The following is a 15006-nucleotide window of genomic DNA, read 5'->3' on the forward strand; positions in this document are numbered from 1 at the left end:
CCGGCCAGCCAGCTTGCCGGGGCAATTTTTCCCATGGAGCCTTTATGAAAGTCCTCGTAGCGATCAAGCGTGTGGTCGATTACAACGTCAAGGTTCGCGTCAAGGCGGACAACAGCGGCGTCGATCTCGCCAACGTTAAGATGTCGATGAACCCCTTCTGCGAAATCGCCGTGGAAGAAGCCGTACGCCTGAAAGAGAAGGGCGTTGCCAGTGAAATCGTCGTGGTGTCGATCGGCCCGACGGCGGCGCAAGAGCAGCTGCGTACTGCTTTGGCCCTCGGTGCCGACCGCGCCATCCTGGTCGAGGCTGTCAAGGAAGAGGGTGCTGACGAGCTGAACTCCCTGGCCGTGGCCAAGCTGCTCAAGGCCGTGGTCGACAAGGAGCAGCCGCAGCTGGTGATCCTCGGCAAGCAGGCCATCGACAGCGACAACAACCAGACCGGCCAGATGCTCGGCGCGCTGACCGGCTTCGGCCAAGGCACCTTCGCCTCCAAGGTCGAAGTGGCGGGCGACAAGGTCAACGTGACCCGCGAGATCGACGGCGGCCTGCAGACCGTGGCGTTGAACCTGCCGGCGATCGTCACCACCGACCTGCGTCTGAACGAGCCGCGCTACGCCTCCTTGCCGAACATCATGAAGGCCAAGAAGAAGCCGCTGGAGGTGCTCACCCCGGACGCCCTGGGCGTTGCCACCGCGTCCACCGTGAAGACCCTGAAAGTCGAAGCGCCGGCTGCCCGCCAGGCCGGCATCAAGGTCAAGTCGGTGGCGGAACTGGTCGAGAAACTGAAGAACGAGGCGAAGGTAATCTAAATGACTATCCTGGTTATCGCTGAACACACCAATGCCGCCCTGGCGCCGGCCACTCTCAACACCGTGGCCGCTGCGCAGAAGATCGGTGGCGACATCCACCTCCTGGTTGCCGGTGCCGCCTGTGGCGCCGCCGCCGAAGCGGCTGCCAAGCTCGCCGGCGTGGCCAAGGTGCTGGTGGCCGACAACGCCGCCTTCGCCCATCAGCTGCCGGAAAACGTTGCGCCGCTGGTAGCTGCTCTTGTTCAAGAAGCAGGGGGCAAGGGTTACAGCCACATCCTCGCCGCCGCCACCAGCAACGGCAAGAACATCCTGCCGCGCGTCGCCGCCCAGCTGGACGTCGACCAGATCTCCGAAATCATCGCCGTGGAAAGCGCCGACACTTTCAAGCGGCCGATCTACGCCGGTAACGCCATCGCCACCGTGCAGTCTTCGGCGGCGGTGAAGGTGATCACCGTGCGTGCCACCGGTTTCGATCCGGTGGCCGGCGAAGGCGGCAGTGCTGTCGTGGAAGCCGTGGCCGTTGGCGGCGACGCCGGCATCTCGGCCTTCGTCTTTGAGGCGCTGGCCAAGTCCGATCGTCCGGAACTGACCGCGGCCAAGATCGTCGTCTCCGGCGGTCGCGGCATGCAGAACGGCGACAACTTCAAGCACCTGTATGCCCTGGCCGACAAGCTCGGCGCCGCCGTCGGTGCTTCGCGCGCTGCGGTCGACGCCGGTTTCGTGCCCAACGACATGCAGGTTGGCCAGACCGGCAAGATCGTCGCGCCGCAGCTGTACATCGCCGTCGGCATCAGCGGTGCCATCCAGCACCTGGCCGGGATGAAAGACTCCAAGGTCATCGTGGCAATCAACAAGGACGAAGAGGCGCCGATTTTTCAGGTGGCGGATTACGGTCTAGTGGGTGACTTGTTCGAGGTCGTGCCGCAGTTGCAGCAAGTGATCTGAAGCCCTAAAGGAATGTGTTGCAATACCTATAGAATTGTGCTATGCGTGCATACTCAAGTGGCGTGCGGGTTTCAGGGCTAATGCATTTGAAACATAGAGTTGACGTGCGGGAAAGACAATTTTTTGACTTACACGTTATGCGGTAAGTCTGATGCTTGAGCGTTTGAGCTTAGGCATTCTGGTTGTTTTCGTTATTCTTTGTACCCGGTTTTGTACCCGGTTTTGACTTCTTGTAGCATGTAGTGCTGGTTGCTGGCTTAGGGTGGTTGTGCCGAGATTGAATCGGCCTCGAGCCCGTCATTGAGTGCTTTGCTTGTAGTCCTACTGGCTTGAAACGTTTAAGCGCTATGTTGTCTGTCTGGCTATCACGCTGAGTGTAGGTGTTGTTAGGTGACTCGCTCGCTAATAACGCTCTCTCGGAAAGAGATGTAAGCCATAGCGTCATTGAGGTCTTTTATTCTGACTTGGACAGCCTGAGAGATTTTCTCATCGCTTTCCGCTGGAGGAGTTTCGTCTGGGTGGGCCATCTTCCAGAGAGCAAGAAGCTTCAGGTATGACAAAAGAGAGTGCGCTCAGCAGCAAGTGGTCGCCCGCCTGAAGTACTTATGATCATGACTCCACTCATTACAAAAACAAGAGAAGAGCCATGGCCGGAAACATCAAAAAACAGGTCGATAGTATCGACTACAGCACCGTCGCGGTTCCGGAAGAACACCGCATGAGCAAAGGCTCACTGACGATGGCTTGGTGGGCCATCTGCAGTGCTATGTTTTGGCTGGTGGTGTCCGCCACCCTGGCAATGAGCTTTGGTACGATGAATGCCATAATCGGCTTACTCTTGTCGGTCGTAACTTATGCGGCCATCAACGGGGTCATTGCCCGCTACGCCATTAAGACCGGATTATCGGTCGCACTCTTCTCCCGGGTGCTATTCGGACGCGCCGGCGCAGCACTGGCCACCCTGATTTTCTTCGCCACGGCGATCTACTACAGCGTGTTTGAAGGCTCGGTGATCGCCATTGCTATCCAACACTACGTGTCCGACATCACGCTCAATCAAGCCTACCTAATAGTGGTGCTATACAGCGTGCCACTGGTGTTCGGTAGCGTGCAGACCTGGCTGGATAAGTTCAATGGCGTGCTGCTGCCGCTCTACCTGATTGGTCTGATTGCCGTAGTAGCGATGGCCGTCGGTGAATACGGCTACAGTTCTGCCTGGTTGGAAATGGGGCCTGAGAGCGGGCCAGTAAGTAATGGCTGGTGGGACTGTTTCACCTATTTCATGGGAGTGTGGATTCTCATGATGTACACCTGGGACTACGCACGCTTCGGTCGTAAGCAGGACGCCAGCTACCACGCTAAATTTAACTTCGGCCTACCATTCTATATCTTCACCTTTCTTATTAACGGTCTGGTCGGCATCTTTCTCGCCGCCACCATTCCCACAGAGGGCGGCCTGTCTGAGGTCTCGGTGGTGCTGGCCATTGTCGAGCTGATGGGTATCTGGGGGTTGTTGTTCGTTTGGGTCAGCCAGACCCGTATCAATACCGCAAATTTCTTCATGGCCGCTAGCAACATGCATGCGTTCTTCGGCCGTTTTGGCTTGGCGGCTGTGCCTTATATGGCATGGGCCGTAGTAGTTGGCATCGTGGTCTACACAATGATGTTGCTCAATGTGTTCAGCTACATTCTGCAAGCCCTGGCATACCAGAGCATCTTTGTAGTGGCTTGGGTAGCGATCGCTTTGGCGCATATTTTCTCGCCGAAATATACCCAGCTGTTCGAGGGCAATATTGAATTCGCTCTCGAACGAGTCAACGCCTTCAACCCGTGCGGCTTGATCGCCTGGTTCTTTGCCGCTGGCCTGGGGATAGTGCTGCTGAATTTCGGCGGAGCAACGCTGGCGACCTTCTCAGCGCCGGTGACCTTTGTCTGCGCGTTCGCCAGCTACTGGCTGCTACTCAACAGCGCCAAACGCAGCTGGTTTGTCCGCACCAGCTGCAGCTGAAACCAATATCGGCGCCCACCGGGCCGATGTATTCGGCTCCGGCAACTTGCTGCAGCTACCAAACCCGATCCAAAACTAAGCCGCAACACCGCAGCGGCTTAGTGCTGCGTAGCTGAAAAAAAGACTAACAATGCTAAGAGCCAATTCATGAAAATGATCAACCTGCACCCACAAGCAACTCTCATATTACTTCCATTGTTGGCATCGCTCGCGCTACCCGCAGGTGCGGTGGCTATCAATGACAACTTGGACATTGGCGGCGCCGTGCGTGCGCGTATCGACTACGACCCCGACCGGGATATCGAGAAGCTGAGTTTCGATACTGCCTTTCTCACCGCTACCTACAACTCCGATAGTTGGATCGGCGCGGCTAAATACCGTTTCTATGGCGACGCTTACCCTTTCGACTATACCGACAAGATCGGTGACATCGCCTTCGCCGAATATGCATGGATCGGCTACAAGTTCGATGAGTCGCGTCAGATTCAGGTGGGACTAAACAAGATTCCGTTCGGCCTGCTGCCCTATGCCGGCAGCACTTTCTTCTTGACCTTGGGCAGCGTGATCGGCCTGGAAGACATTGCGAACCTTGGTGTTAAATACATCCAGCAGCAGGATGACTGGAACTTCCAACTCGCTTACTACCTAAGCCCGGCTGATCAGGGTCAAGGTACAAGCCGCGGCGGGCGGACCTATGCAACCAGTGTTGCTACGGCAGATGACTACGTCGTCGACGGCAGCGATAACCACGAGCGCGACATCTTAGTCGGGCGTCTGGCCCGCAACCTAAAGCTTGGGAGCTGGCAGTCGGAGATCGGCGCCTCGGCATTGACCTCGACGCTGCAGAACCAGGACAGTCGTGATAGCGGCCGCCGAAATGCCCTAGCAGTCCACTACTCGGGCAAGAATGGCCCCTGGGGCGTGCAACTGCAAGCCACTCGCCAGGACATGAGCCCGGAGAATCCCGGCAGAGACAAGCTGGTTAGCTTCGGCAGCTTCGACGGCACCTTTAACGTTGCCGCCAAGGGTAACCTCTATGTAGCCGACCTCAGCTATGACATTCCTGGCTCACTCGGGTGGCTCTCTGGTGTCAAGGTTTACGGTAACTACAGCCTGTTCGACAAGGATGAGTCCAGCTTGGGGTTTGGGGAGCAATGGAACCAAAAACCAACGTAAGCCCTACCAACGCTTTTCGGTGTCTTCTTCCCAGGCGCCCATCTCGACAAAACAGTTGCGCATGTCGGCCTCCTGGCTGATCTCGGTCAGCAGGTCATGCACGCTCTTGTCCAGCTCATCGTCGCTCCGATACGGAATGGTCAACTCATAGTGGCCGGCATCCAGCCGCTTCATGCCATAGGGCTCCAGGCAGTAGCGCTCAATGTTCTCCGTGGCCCGCTTCCGGCCGCGCACGAACTTGCTGTTATTCACCACCGCGAGGCGCAGGGTGACGGTGGCCACCCGCTCGGCGGCGGGCGGCTCTGCCGGCGACGCGGCCGAAGGCTGCTGGTCGCGTGACCTGGCGCTCTTCTGGTACGCGCCGATCTCGACACCACGGTGGCGCAGGTAGCTGTACAGCGTGCTCTTGGAGATGTGCAGCTTCTCGCCGATCGCGCTGACGCTCAGGCGACCTTCGCGGTAGAGGGTTTCGGCCGCCATGGCGGTGGCCTCAGCCTTGGCTGGCAGGCCCTTGGGACGGCCACCGATCCGGCCACGCGCCCGTGCGGCCGACAGACCCGCCTGAGTCCGCTCGCGGATCAGCTCGCGCTCGAACTCCGCCAGCGAGGCGAACAGGTTGAACACCAGGCGGCCTTGGGCGTGGGTGGTGTCGATGGGGTCATTCAGGCTCTGTAAGCCGACCTTGCGCTCTGCCAGCTCGCCGACCAACTCGACCAGGTGCTTGAGGGAACGCCCAAGGCGATCCAGCTTCCAGATCACCACGGCATCACCCGGCCGCACGTTGGCCAGCAGTTTGTCCAACTCCGGCCGGGCGCTTTTCGCGCCGCTGGCGATGTCTTGGTAGATGCGTTCGCACCCGGCCTGTTTCAGGGCATCGACTTGTAGGTCGGCTTTCTGATCCCGAGTGCTCACTCGCGCATAACCGATCTTCATCAAAAGTACTGTTTACTCGACTACGTTAGTAATAGTTGAACTTTGATTAAGCGTACCAGTTATTTGAACCGTAGCGCGGGGAGCTTAACGAACCGAGCCATTCCTCGATAGAGTTCGGCAAAACCTTCGTTTTGTCGAACCATTGCATCGCCCTTTGTGATTGGCGTATAAACACACAAACACCTATTAGCGGAGAACGCTATGAATACCATTCGCTGGAATGTCGCCGTCTCGGCCGACACCGACCAGTCGCTTCGGATGTTTCTGGCCAGCCAGGGCGGCGGCCGTAAGGGCGACCTGTCGCGCTTCATCGAAGAAGCGGTACGGGCACACATCCTGGAGCTGAGCGCTGAGCAGGCCAAGGCCGCTAACGCCCATCTGAGTGAGGCAGAATTGACCAACGCGGTTGACGAAGCGCTCGACTGGGCACGTAAGCGCTGATGCGGGTCGTGTTGGATACCAACATCCTGTTCAGCGCCCTGATCTCGCCACATGGCGCGCCCGATGCGATCTACCGTGCCTGGCGGGCGGCGCGTTTCGAGGTGGTGACCTCGCGGATGCAACTCGATGAAATTCGTCGAGCCAGCCGCTATCCCAAGCTTCAGGCCATCCTACAGCCCGCCAAGGTGGGCGCCATGATCAATAACCTGCAACGGGCTGTGGTACTGGAGCGCCTGACCATCGAGGTCGAAGCCGATGATCCGGATGACTCGTTTTTGCTGGCCATGGCCTTGGCGGGCGATGCGGACTACCTGGTAACCGGTGATCGCCGCGCCGGCCTGCTGCAACGCGGGCACATCGAACGCACGCGGATCGTCACGCCCGCCGTGTTCTGCGTCGAGGTGCTGTGATCAATGCCGGTCGGTTTTCTGACTCAAGAGCAACGCGACGGTTTTGGCCGCTATGTTGATTCGCCCAGCCGTGAAGAGCTGGAACGTTACTTCCACCTGAGCGATGAAGACCGTGAAGCCATCCAGGTGCTGCGGGGTAACCATAACCGTCTGGGTTATGCCGTTCTGCTGACCACCGTCCGCTTCGTTGGCGTTCTGCCGGACAAGCCCGCCGCCGTGCCGGTGGAAGTCCTGCAGGTGCTTTGCCGACAACTGGCGATTCCAGACCCCGACTGCCTCCAGCGCTATAGCGATCATCGCCGCTGGATACATGCCACCGATATTCAGAACCGCTTTGGCTATCGTCATTTCACCGATCCGGGCATCGGCTTTCGCTTGAGCCGCTGGCTGTATGCCCTCTGCTGGACGGGCACCGACCGGCCGGGAGTGCTGTTTGAGCGAGCCACCTCGTGGCTGTTCACACAGAAAGTCCTCCTGCCTGGTGTGTCTCAACTAGAGCGCTTTATCGCCCAGTTGCGCAGTCGGGTCGAAGAACGCCTCTGGTTTACGCTGGGCCGCAGCGTGACTGAGGAACAGCGATTGCAACTGCAAGACTTGCTGACGGTGGCCGAAGGCAACCGCAGCTCCCGGCTGGATCAATTGCGCTCCGGCCCGGTCATGGTCAGTGGCCCCGCGTTGATTCGGGCACTGCGCCGGCTCGATGACGTGCGCGGCATCGGCATCACCTTGCCGGCGGCGGCGCACATCCCTCCCAGCCGTATCGCCGCCCTGGCCCGCTTCGCCAACACGGCCAAGGTCACCGCGATTAATCGGCTGCCGGCGTCGCGGCGGATGGCGACACTGGTGGCCTTCGCACTCTGCCTGGAGGCGACTGCGCACGACGACGCACTGGAAGTCCTGGAGGCCTTGCTGCGCGACCTGTTCAGCAACGCGGAGAAGGCCGACAAGAAAGCCCGCATGCGCAGCCTGAAAGACCTGGATCGGTCGGCCGCGACGCTCGCCGCCGCGTGCAAGGTCGTGCTGGACAGCTCGATCAGCGATGACAACGTGCGCGCCCGGCTGTTCAACGACCTGCCGAGGACCACCCTGGAAAAGGCCCTGGAAGAGGTCAACGCGCTGATCCGCCCGGTAGATGACGTCTATTTTCTTGCATTGGAAGCGCGCTACCGCAGCGTGCGCCGCTTCCTGCCCGACCTGCTCAAGCACATCCGCTTCGGCTTCAGCCCGGCCGGCAAGGGCGTGGCGGCTAGTCTGGAGTGGCTGCAACTGAACCTGCCGCGCCGGAAGCCAGAGGATGACGCGCCGCAGGAGATCGTGGCCAAGGCTTGGCAGAAGCACATCACCCGCGAAGATGGCTCCCTCGACATGGGTGCCTATGTGTTCTGCACGCTCGATGCGCTGCGCACGGCCCTGCGCCGCCGCGATGTCTTCGTCTCGCCCAGTTGGCGCTATGCCGACCCGCGCCTTGGCCTGCTCGACGGTGCCGAATGGCTGGCGGCGCGACCGATCATCTGCCGGTCACTGGGCCTGACCATCGACGCCAAAACCACCCTGGACGCCTTGTCCGTCGAGCTGGATGCAACCTGGCTGGCAGTAGCCGCGCGCCTGCCCGACAACCCGGCGATTCAACTGAGCGAGAACACCGAGGGCAAGACCGAACTGTCGCTCGGGGCGCTGGACAAGCTGGACGAGCCCTGCTCGTTGCTGCAACTGCGGGCGGCCGTGTCTGACCTGATGCCGCGTGTCGATCTGCCGGAAATCCTCTTGGAAATCGCCGCCCGCACTGGCTTTTCCGAGGCCTTCACCCATGTCTCCGAACGCAATGCACGCGCCGACAACCTGGTCACCAGCCTCTGCGCGGTGCTGTTGGGCGGGGCCTGCAACACCGGCCTGGAGCCCTTGATCCGCACCGACAACCCGGCGCTGCGCCGTGACCGGCTGTCCTGGGTCAGCCAGAATTATATCCGCGACGACACCCTGTCAGCGGCTAACGCCATCCTGGTCGGAGCGCAAAGCCAACTGGAACTGGCCCAAGTCTGGGGTGGCGGCGAGGTCGCCTCCGCCGATGGCATGCGCTTCGTCGTACCGGTGCGCACCGTGCATGCCGGCCCCAATCCGAAGTATTTCGGCACCGGCCGGGGTGTCACCTGGTACAACCTGATTTCCGACCAATTCTCCGGCCTCAACGCCATCACCGTGCCCGGCACGCTGCGCGACAGCCTGGTGTTGCTGGCGGTCGTGCTGGAACAGCAGACCGAGTTGCAGCCGACGCAAATCATGACCGACACCGGGGCCTACAGCGATGTGGTGTTCGGGCTCTTCCGCCTACTTGGCTACCACTTCAGTCCGCGGCTGGCCGATGTCGGCGGTACCCGCTTCTGGCGCACGCGCCCGGACGCGGACTACGGCAAGCTCAACGGGCTGGCCCGCCAGTCGGTCAAACTCGACCTGATCGCCGAGCACTGGGACGACCTGCTGCGCCTGGCCGGCTCGCTCAAACTCGGCCGGGTGCCGGCGACTGGCATCATGCGCACGCTGCAAACGGGAGATAGACCCACCCGGCTGGCCCAGGCGCTGGCCGAATTCGGGCGGATCGAAAAGACTCTGCACACGTTGACCTATATCGACGACGAGTCCAAGCGCCGCGCCACCCTGACCCAGTTGAACCGAGGCGAAGGCCGGCACAGCCTGGCCCGCGCCGTGTTCCACGGCAAACGCGGCGAGCTCCGCCAGCGCTACCGCGAAGGCCAGGAAGACCAGCTCGGTGCTCTGGGCCTGGTGGTGAACATCATCGTGCTGTGGAACACCCTCTACATGACGGCGGCCGTGGAACGGCTCAAGCAGCACGGCTATCCAGTGCTGGAAGAGGATTTGGCCCGGCTATCGCCGCTGATCTACGAGCACATCAACATGCTCGGGCGGTATTCCTTTGCGGTACCGGAAGAAGTTGCGCGCGGCGAGCTGCGGCCACTGCGTAATCCAGACGACGACCTGTGATCCCCCTAAACGCTATGAGCAACACCCAAGCTGCTGCTGGATCGGCGGGCACTTCACCGAGCCGAACGAACAGAAAACGCAGCAATCCCCTGGGTTGGGGCGCAGCAGCGCCTTGCAGTTGCTGCACTCGTAATAGAACTGGCAGGCGTCCGTGGGCATGGTTTCCGGCTTGGCGAAGCCGCAGCGCGGGCAAGTCAGCACGGACTCAAGGACAATGGCGCTCATCGTGACCTCACTTCTGCACTGTGGAGGGGTATCCCGCGTTCGCGGTCGCCTCAGTCAGTGCCTCGGGCTGGGCCTTATCGGGATCGTAGGTGACGGTCGCCGTCTTCTGGTCGAAATTGACCTGGACGTCACTCACGCCGGACACCTTCTCCAGCGACTTCTTGACCGTGATCGGACAGAGTCCGCACGTCATGTTCTGCACGTCGAGCGTGACGGTTTTCGGGGGAGCCGCCAGCGCCACGAAGGGCAAGGCGAAAAGCACGGCGATCAGCAGTTTGCGCATGGTTAATCTCCTTCAGTAGAACAGCGGGGCGAGCCACGGCACGGCCAATAGGCCGAGCAGCAGCACGCTGACGATCCAGAACACGAGTCGCTGTCGCACGAGCGTGCGCGGATCGGCGCAGGGTGTACCTGGCGTACAAACCTGTGGCACCAGGTAGAGCTTGCGGAATGCCAATCCCAGGAACAGTAGAGTCAACCCGATGAAGAGGGGGCGTAGTGGCTCCATCATGGTCAGAGCGCCCACCCACGTACCGCCGACACCGAGTGCCAACAGCACCAGTGGCCCGACACAGCACACCGACGCACCGATGGCGGTCAGCGAACTCGCGACCAGCGAGCCTTTCCCGGTGAGTTGCATCCCCATTCCCATCTCCTGAGCCTGATTGCCTAGGTGCTATTCTAAACTCCGTACCAAAGTACGGAATCAAGGAGAAAGTGATGGCCACAGAGCTGACCATTGGCAAGCTGGCAGACGCCGCCGGGGTGAACGTCGAGACGATCCGCTACTACCAGCGACGCGGGCTGCTGGATGAACCAGCCAAACCCTTGGGTGGCCATCGGCGCTATCCGGTGGACATGGTGAAGCGACTGCGTTTCATCAAGCGGGCTCAGGCGCTGGGTTTCACGCTCTCGGAAGTCGGTGGACTGCTGACGCTGGATGAGTCGTGCGCCTGTGCCGAAACGCGAGCACGGGCTGCACGCAAGCTCGCGTTGATCGAGCAGAAGATGGCCGACTTGGTCGTCATGCAGCAACTGTTAGGCGAACTGGTGCAGCAATGTGATGCGGGAGACGGCGGAACGATCTGCCCGATCATCGAGGCACTGATCAGAGAGTAATGCCTGGCGGGTGAGCTGGAGATCGGAAAGCCCCTTTACGGTGGGATTCAGAGCTTACGTTGGTTTTTGGTTCCATTGCTCCCCAAACCCCAATATAACCTCTACATCAACACCCGAAATTTCGATAAGCCTCGCTTGGGGGTCGGTTTTGCCGGGAACAAAGCATTGCGCGATTCCGCATACTCGAAGCTCAGCGTAGCCCTTGATTTGAACTGATCTGCGATCCTACAAATGGCGGGGCTTACATGCCATAGGGCGAGGGTTGGATAGCATTGAGGTACTGCACATGATGTGAGGGCTGAAAGCCAGAAAGGTAAAATTTCTCTGGCTTTAGTCACCATAGCTTCTAGGTCACTCACGCTGAATCGCCATAGGAGGCTTAGGCGGCGCGATCCTTTTCAAGGGCATCAGCTACGATTTCTTCCACCTCTGCCTTTGTGAACGACTCACCACTTGAAAAAAGCGCACTGAAGAAAAATGCAACAGGAATGAAGCTGAGTAGTGAGATTGCAATTATAGATATGATCGAGCTTGAACTATCAGAATCGTGCAGATGATCAGCCCATGCGCCAACAACCGGCATGCCCAGCAAGAGCGCCGCTAGACAAACAAGAATGACCATGCCCCACGTTTTGAAACTCATTGTCTCGACTAATTTCCATATGCCGTAACAAGTCAGGACAATAAAGCCGAAAAGAAGCACCCAGTAGGCGAGAGAAGCCAATTCTGCAAACATGAATTTTCCTGCATTTCATATAAAAATAATTACGGACGCTGAGCTAAAAGTGACCTAACAGCTTCAAGCTCGTTGAGCCACGCAGCGGTATGCGGGCATCGCCAAGTCACTACACTCATCATTCGAGTGAAATCGGCATCCAGATTGCGGTTGAAAATGGGCTCATGATGAGCAATGCGATTTCGAATTCCGCGAATCTCATCAAGCTCTTTGTAGATCATGTTCCGACATTGTTCGATTGATAAACCAGCAGGCAGGCCTCTGAATGAATCCCGCAAATGCTGATTCCACAGACGCTGATCAAAGCGTTGGGTAAAAAGCTTGATCCAGAAGGCAAATTTCAATTCAGGGATCATCTTATTCGTGTTTCCCATAGGAATATTTTTGCGTGCTGTAAACAACTCTTTCCGCAAGCTGAAGCCATATTTCGGGTCGGGTAAGCTACGCTCCAAACCGGGTGTCCATGGCCATTTAGGGCCATAAACCTTTTCAAGAGCTTCTGAAACGGCGTTTCGTACAGCAACTTCACAAATCTGCTGCGGAAGCATGAAAGCACCTGATATGGCTGCGTTCCAAGCGTAAAGCTCTAAAGTGTGTCGAGTATTTTGAATGCCCATCGCACTAGAATACGAACTGAGTCGTTCTGGAGTTAGCACAGCCTCAATGGCCCGTATTTCAGCAGCAGAATCTAACAAGCAAAACCTCCTTGACTAGAACGTGTTTGGGCAATACGATTACCTCACTAGCTCTGGGACTTGTTGGCTAACGCCTCCCCCTAGAGACATGCGATACGAAAGGGCTCACCGAAAGGTGGGCCTTTTTCGTTTGTGGCCTAATCATACAGGCAAACCCCATCCCGCATGACTTCAGAACCTTCTATATCGAGCAGGAGGCACGTTTGCGTGCAGCCTCGATAGCTTGATACTCAGGTGTATCGAGCCCGCCACAACGCATGATCAAGGCGTATTCTTTACAGTCGGCCCTGAACTCAGCCGGTTCTAGGCTAGGGTCTTCTTCAAGCGGGTCATAACCAACCATTTCGACGTACCACGCTGAAAGCTCGGTTAAGGACATGGCATCAATGTCTTGGTCGTTTAGGAATGTACGCATAGCAGTAGTGCTCCCGAATTAGATTGGCTATCTCAATCTAAGGCATGGGTTTGGAATCCCAAGTTTGCCGGTGGGAAGGGCGTAGCAAGGCGCTTTGGTAGCAGGTGGTGGTAGTGATGATGCTTGGACTTTGGCATACCTGATATAAACTTGATCGCGCTGAGCAGTTTTTACAATTGCAGTTCATGTTCAACGACTATCAGACCAGCGAGAAAATGCGTGACTGACCAATTTCTTTTTATCCCGCTGCTGGCTTCTCAGGCCGACATCTTGGTAGATCAGAACAGTTCTGCCCTCCAAGTTCTTGATCAATGGGATGTCTCGCAAGTAGCTTCGGTGGCTGTAATTCTGAACTTACCGAGCATTGTCGGTAAGGCAGGGAGCATTATGCTCGTTGAGAAGACCTTGGCCGAATTGATTTCAGTTGGCACAGAACTGAGCCAGTCTCATCCACAGGGAACCTTTTCTAAACTCATTGCAGGTCGATTCAAACGCGATTTATTTGAAAGTGGCCTAGCGCTGATGCCCCGCTTGGGGCTTCGATTTCTTGATAAAGAATCGCTTGAAGCCAAAGAGTTTCTTAAGGGTGGGCACTGGGATTTCAATTTCAGCGCTACGCATACTCAGCTGATCGACCCACTCAAGCATTCTTTTGAAACTCAAACAGGCAAAGTAATTTCGGCTATTTGCATTCTAGGGTTGGAAGTCATCCATTCTGACCCTGGATTCGAGGTCAGGTCCAATGCAGCCTCTGGTTGGATTTCTCTGTTTTCCGCTGCCTCGCCAGAATCTAACATTGGTTGGGTTCTCTGATGCAACTCTCTCGCGTTAATCCAGCTCACCGCTCTCTGCCTGCTTCAACAGCGTCGGAATGTGCGGCCCATATTCCACCTTGCCGTGACCTGCTCGAATACCACTACCGACCTTTCGGGCTTCTTTGGAGTACAGCGTCTTTGCTCGAATGATGGGGTAGCTGTAACCCCGACCTAACCGGTTGGACATCTTGATCAGACCGTTGAGCCCTTCGGTGTAACCATTAGTGATCGGGAATGGTGCATCCCAGTAGGCAAAGATGTCGTCGTAATGGTTGTGAACCGTTTTGGCCAGCTTCTTGAATGCCACTAGCCCTTGGTCTGGCAAGCTGTTCTCCCAGGCTTCAAAGGCGTTCTGAGCGTTCTGCTTGTCGGGTTCATCGTAGATGCAGAAGAAGGCTTCCTTGAAACCATAGGCTACGGCAAGCTCTGGGATCGCCTGCTTCACAACCTCCAGCGCTTTTTGTTCTGCGGGCGTCAGGTTACCGGGCCGCTTCAGGGTGAGCCAGCGAATGGATTTTTTCACGTAAATCCGGTCTTCTTTGCTTAACTGAGCCTGATAGTTCTTGCGCTCCACTTCCAGTGCTTCGGAGGCCATTTTAACGACGTGGAATTTGTCGATCACCAGTTTCGCGTTGGGCAGGTATTGAGCAAATGAACGCTTGAAGGGCCGCCACATATCAGTACAGACCCATTCCACCTTGTCAGCGTCCGGCAGCGCCTTGAAGAATGGCTTAAGATGCTCCTGGGTGCGGTGCTCTAACATATCGAAGACGTTGTTGGTTGCCAGGTTGGTTATTACACAGCGATACCCACCGGCGAGGTTCACTTCGTCGATACCCATGATAACGGGAGTTTCGTAGCGAACGGTTTGCGATAGTTCGTTTATCAGGTCGTGGGCAATATTCTTGACAGTATTCACCGCCACGCCAGTTTGCTCGGCTAAAGCATGGAAGGTGGTTCCCAGGCACTGTTGCCGAATGACATCGACCAGCCGCTTGGTGGCTCTCCGTTTGTCATCCAGAAATCTCAACTCCGGCATGGACATTTTGCCGCACGACTCACAGCGAAAGCGTGGGCGCTGAACTTCAAGACGGACGGGCTCCATGTACAACGGCGTGTCCATGAACTTGTTTTTGCGCGTGCCGTGTTTGTGCATGGGGGTGTTGCAGTCCCCGCATAGCGGTACCTCGACCGTTTCCGGCTCGGCAACTATCACAAGGCCCTTGCTCTCATGGCGCATATCCACCGGTTTTATGCCAGGCAGATTCAGCAGGTCAAGCAT

Annotated in this window: 17 protein-coding genes; 9 read left to right on the plus strand and 8 right to left on the minus strand. The window is 57.7% G+C overall.

Annotated features, from left to right (window positions below; all coding sequences use genetic code 11):
* Positions 1 to 44 precede the first annotated feature (44 nt).
* From BM395_RS22045 to BM395_RS22060, 4 genes are all read left to right on the plus strand, one after another.
* On the plus strand, positions 45 to 809 hold the full coding sequence (locus tag BM395_RS22045; RefSeq protein WP_023048095.1) for an electron transfer flavoprotein subunit beta/FixA family protein: 765 nt from the start codon (positions 45 to 47) through the stop codon (positions 807 to 809).
* Complete coding sequence (locus BM395_RS22050; protein ID WP_023662939.1) at positions 810 to 1754, plus strand: electron transfer flavoprotein subunit alpha/FixB family protein; 945 nt, start codon at positions 810 to 812, stop codon at positions 1752 to 1754.
* 646 nt (positions 1755 to 2400) lie between these two features.
* Positions 2401 to 3762: a purine-cytosine permease family protein gene (locus BM395_RS22055; protein ID WP_028688849.1), complete on the plus strand. Its 1362-nt coding sequence runs from the start codon at positions 2401 to 2403 to the stop codon at positions 3760 to 3762.
* A gap of 147 nt (positions 3763 to 3909) precedes the next feature.
* Positions 3910 to 4938 carry a porin gene (locus tag BM395_RS22060; protein ID WP_090515683.1) on the plus strand — a complete coding sequence of 343 codons (1029 nt, stop codon included), beginning with the start codon at positions 3910 to 3912 and terminating at the stop codon, positions 4936 to 4938.
* 3 nt (positions 4939 to 4941) lie between these two features.
* Here BM395_RS22060 and BM395_RS22065 read toward each other — a convergent pair whose 3' ends face one another.
* Complete coding sequence (locus BM395_RS22065) at positions 4942 to 5871, minus strand: recombinase family protein (RefSeq protein WP_003150544.1); 930 nt, start codon at positions 5869 to 5871, stop codon at positions 4942 to 4944.
* A gap of 201 nt (positions 5872 to 6072) precedes the next feature.
* Here BM395_RS22065 and BM395_RS22070 point away from each other — a divergent pair, with 201 nt between their 5' ends.
* From BM395_RS22070 to BM395_RS22080, 3 genes are read left to right on the plus strand one after another with little or no spacing between them, the layout of a single operon-like run.
* The gene (locus tag BM395_RS22070) at positions 6073 to 6312 is read left to right on the plus strand and encodes a ribbon-helix-helix domain-containing protein (RefSeq protein ID WP_003089107.1); all 240 of its coding nucleotides are present in this window, start codon (positions 6073 to 6075) and stop codon (positions 6310 to 6312) included.
* Positions 6312 to 6722, plus strand: coding sequence for a putative toxin-antitoxin system toxin component, PIN family (locus BM395_RS22075; RefSeq protein ID WP_003150546.1), 411 nt, complete (start codon positions 6312 to 6314; stop codon positions 6720 to 6722). Before BM395_RS22070 ends, BM395_RS22075 begins: the two co-directional genes overlap by 1 nt.
* A 3-nt stretch (positions 6723 to 6725) precedes the next feature.
* On the plus strand, positions 6726 to 9719 hold the full coding sequence (locus BM395_RS22080) for a Tn3 family transposase (RefSeq protein WP_003299771.1): 2994 nt from the start codon (positions 6726 to 6728) through the stop codon (positions 9717 to 9719).
* A gap of 12 nt (positions 9720 to 9731) precedes the next feature.
* Here the strand turns inward: BM395_RS22080 and BM395_RS22085 are convergent, their stop codons facing one another.
* The 3 genes from BM395_RS22085 to BM395_RS22095 are packed head-to-tail and all read right to left on the minus strand — an operon-like array spanning position 9732 to position 10590.
* On the minus strand, positions 9732 to 9944 hold the full coding sequence (locus tag BM395_RS22085) for a GDCCVxC domain-containing (seleno)protein (protein ID WP_003089113.1): 213 nt from the start codon (positions 9942 to 9944) through the stop codon (positions 9732 to 9734).
* Between the two features lie 7 nt (positions 9945 to 9951).
* The gene (merP, locus tag BM395_RS22090; RefSeq protein WP_003150552.1) at positions 9952 to 10227 is read right to left on the minus strand and encodes a mercury resistance system periplasmic binding protein MerP; all 276 of its coding nucleotides are present in this window, start codon (positions 10225 to 10227) and stop codon (positions 9952 to 9954) included.
* 12 nt (positions 10228 to 10239) lie between these two features.
* Entirely contained in the window at positions 10240 to 10590 is a 351-nt protein-coding gene (locus tag BM395_RS22095) for a mercuric transporter MerT family protein (RefSeq protein WP_003089115.1), read from the minus strand.
* Positions 10591 to 10664: 74 nt separating this feature from the next.
* On the opposite strand from BM395_RS22095, the gene merR reads away from it, so the two are divergent.
* A complete protein-coding gene (gene merR, locus BM395_RS22100; protein ID WP_003089120.1) occupies positions 10665 to 11063 on the plus strand; it encodes a mercury resistance transcriptional regulator MerR in 399 nt (132 codons plus the stop codon).
* A 379-nt stretch (positions 11064 to 11442) separates the two neighbouring features.
* Here merR and BM395_RS22110 read toward each other — a convergent pair whose 3' ends face one another.
* From BM395_RS22110 to BM395_RS22120, 3 genes are all read right to left on the minus strand, one after another.
* Entirely contained in the window at positions 11443 to 11799 is a 357-nt protein-coding gene (locus tag BM395_RS22110) for a hypothetical protein (RefSeq protein ID WP_090515687.1), read from the minus strand.
* Between the two features lie 29 nt (positions 11800 to 11828).
* Positions 11829 to 12494, minus strand: coding sequence for a hypothetical protein (locus BM395_RS22115; protein ID WP_244529029.1), 666 nt, complete (start codon positions 12492 to 12494; stop codon positions 11829 to 11831).
* A 181-nt stretch (positions 12495 to 12675) separates the two neighbouring features.
* Positions 12676 to 12909, minus strand: coding sequence for a hypothetical protein (locus BM395_RS22120; RefSeq protein ID WP_090515689.1), 234 nt, complete (start codon positions 12907 to 12909; stop codon positions 12676 to 12678).
* Positions 12910 to 13128: 219 nt separating this feature from the next.
* On the opposite strand from BM395_RS22120, the gene BM395_RS22125 reads away from it, so the two are divergent.
* The gene (locus BM395_RS22125) at positions 13129 to 13722 is read left to right on the plus strand and encodes a hypothetical protein (protein ID WP_244529030.1); all 594 of its coding nucleotides are present in this window, start codon (positions 13129 to 13131) and stop codon (positions 13720 to 13722) included.
* 15 nt (positions 13723 to 13737) lie between these two features.
* Here the strand turns inward: BM395_RS22125 and BM395_RS22130 are convergent, their stop codons facing one another.
* Positions 13738 to 15006, minus strand: a complete 1269-nt coding sequence (locus tag BM395_RS22130) for an ISL3 family transposase (protein WP_090515692.1) — start codon at positions 15004 to 15006, stop codon at positions 13738 to 13740.

The organism is Pseudomonas marincola (assembly GCF_900116605.1).
Classification (GTDB): domain Bacteria; phylum Pseudomonadota; class Gammaproteobacteria; order Pseudomonadales; family Pseudomonadaceae; genus Aquipseudomonas; species Aquipseudomonas marincola.

What these genes read in the sequence shown, in the direction of transcription:
- BM395_RS22045 (WP_023048095.1), top strand. Translation starts at nt 45, where the DNA reads ATGAAAGTCCTCGTAGCGATCAAGCGTGTGGTCGATTACAACGTCAAG.
- BM395_RS22060 (WP_090515683.1), top strand. Translation starts at nt 3,910, where the DNA reads ATGAAAATGATCAACCTGCACCCACAAGCAACTCTCATATTACTTCCA.
- merP (WP_003150552.1), bottom strand. Translation starts at nt 10,227, where the DNA reads ATGCGCAAACTGCTGATCGCCGTGCTTTTCGCCTTGCCCTTCGTGGCG.
- merR (WP_003089120.1), top strand. Translation starts at nt 10,665, where the DNA reads ATGGCCACAGAGCTGACCATTGGCAAGCTGGCAGACGCCGCCGGGGTG.
- BM395_RS22130 (WP_090515692.1), bottom strand. Translation starts at nt 15,006, where the DNA reads ATGCTTGACCTGCTGAATCTGCCTGGCATAAAACCGGTGGATATGCGC.
- BM395_RS22075 (WP_003150546.1), top strand. Translation starts at nt 6,312, where the DNA reads ATGCGGGTCGTGTTGGATACCAACATCCTGTTCAGCGCCCTGATCTCG.
- BM395_RS22085 (WP_003089113.1), bottom strand. Translation starts at nt 9,944, where the DNA reads ATGAGCGCCATTGTCCTTGAGTCCGTGCTGACTTGCCCGCGCTGCGGC.
- BM395_RS22080 (WP_003299771.1), top strand. Translation starts at nt 6,726, where the DNA reads ATGCCGGTCGGTTTTCTGACTCAAGAGCAACGCGACGGTTTTGGCCGC.
- BM395_RS22095 (WP_003089115.1), bottom strand. Translation starts at nt 10,590, where the DNA reads ATGGGGATGCAACTCACCGGGAAAGGCTCGCTGGTCGCGAGTTCGCTG.
- BM395_RS22120 (WP_090515689.1), bottom strand. Translation starts at nt 12,909, where the DNA reads ATGCGTACATTCCTAAACGACCAAGACATTGATGCCATGTCCTTAACC.
- BM395_RS22070 (WP_003089107.1), top strand. Translation starts at nt 6,073, where the DNA reads ATGAATACCATTCGCTGGAATGTCGCCGTCTCGGCCGACACCGACCAG.
- BM395_RS22110 (WP_090515687.1), bottom strand. Translation starts at nt 11,799, where the DNA reads ATGTTTGCAGAATTGGCTTCTCTCGCCTACTGGGTGCTTCTTTTCGGC.
- BM395_RS22050 (WP_023662939.1), top strand. Translation starts at nt 810, where the DNA reads ATGACTATCCTGGTTATCGCTGAACACACCAATGCCGCCCTGGCGCCG.
- BM395_RS22065 (WP_003150544.1), bottom strand. Translation starts at nt 5,871, where the DNA reads ATGAAGATCGGTTATGCGCGAGTGAGCACTCGGGATCAGAAAGCCGAC.
- BM395_RS22055 (WP_028688849.1), top strand. Translation starts at nt 2,401, where the DNA reads ATGGCCGGAAACATCAAAAAACAGGTCGATAGTATCGACTACAGCACC.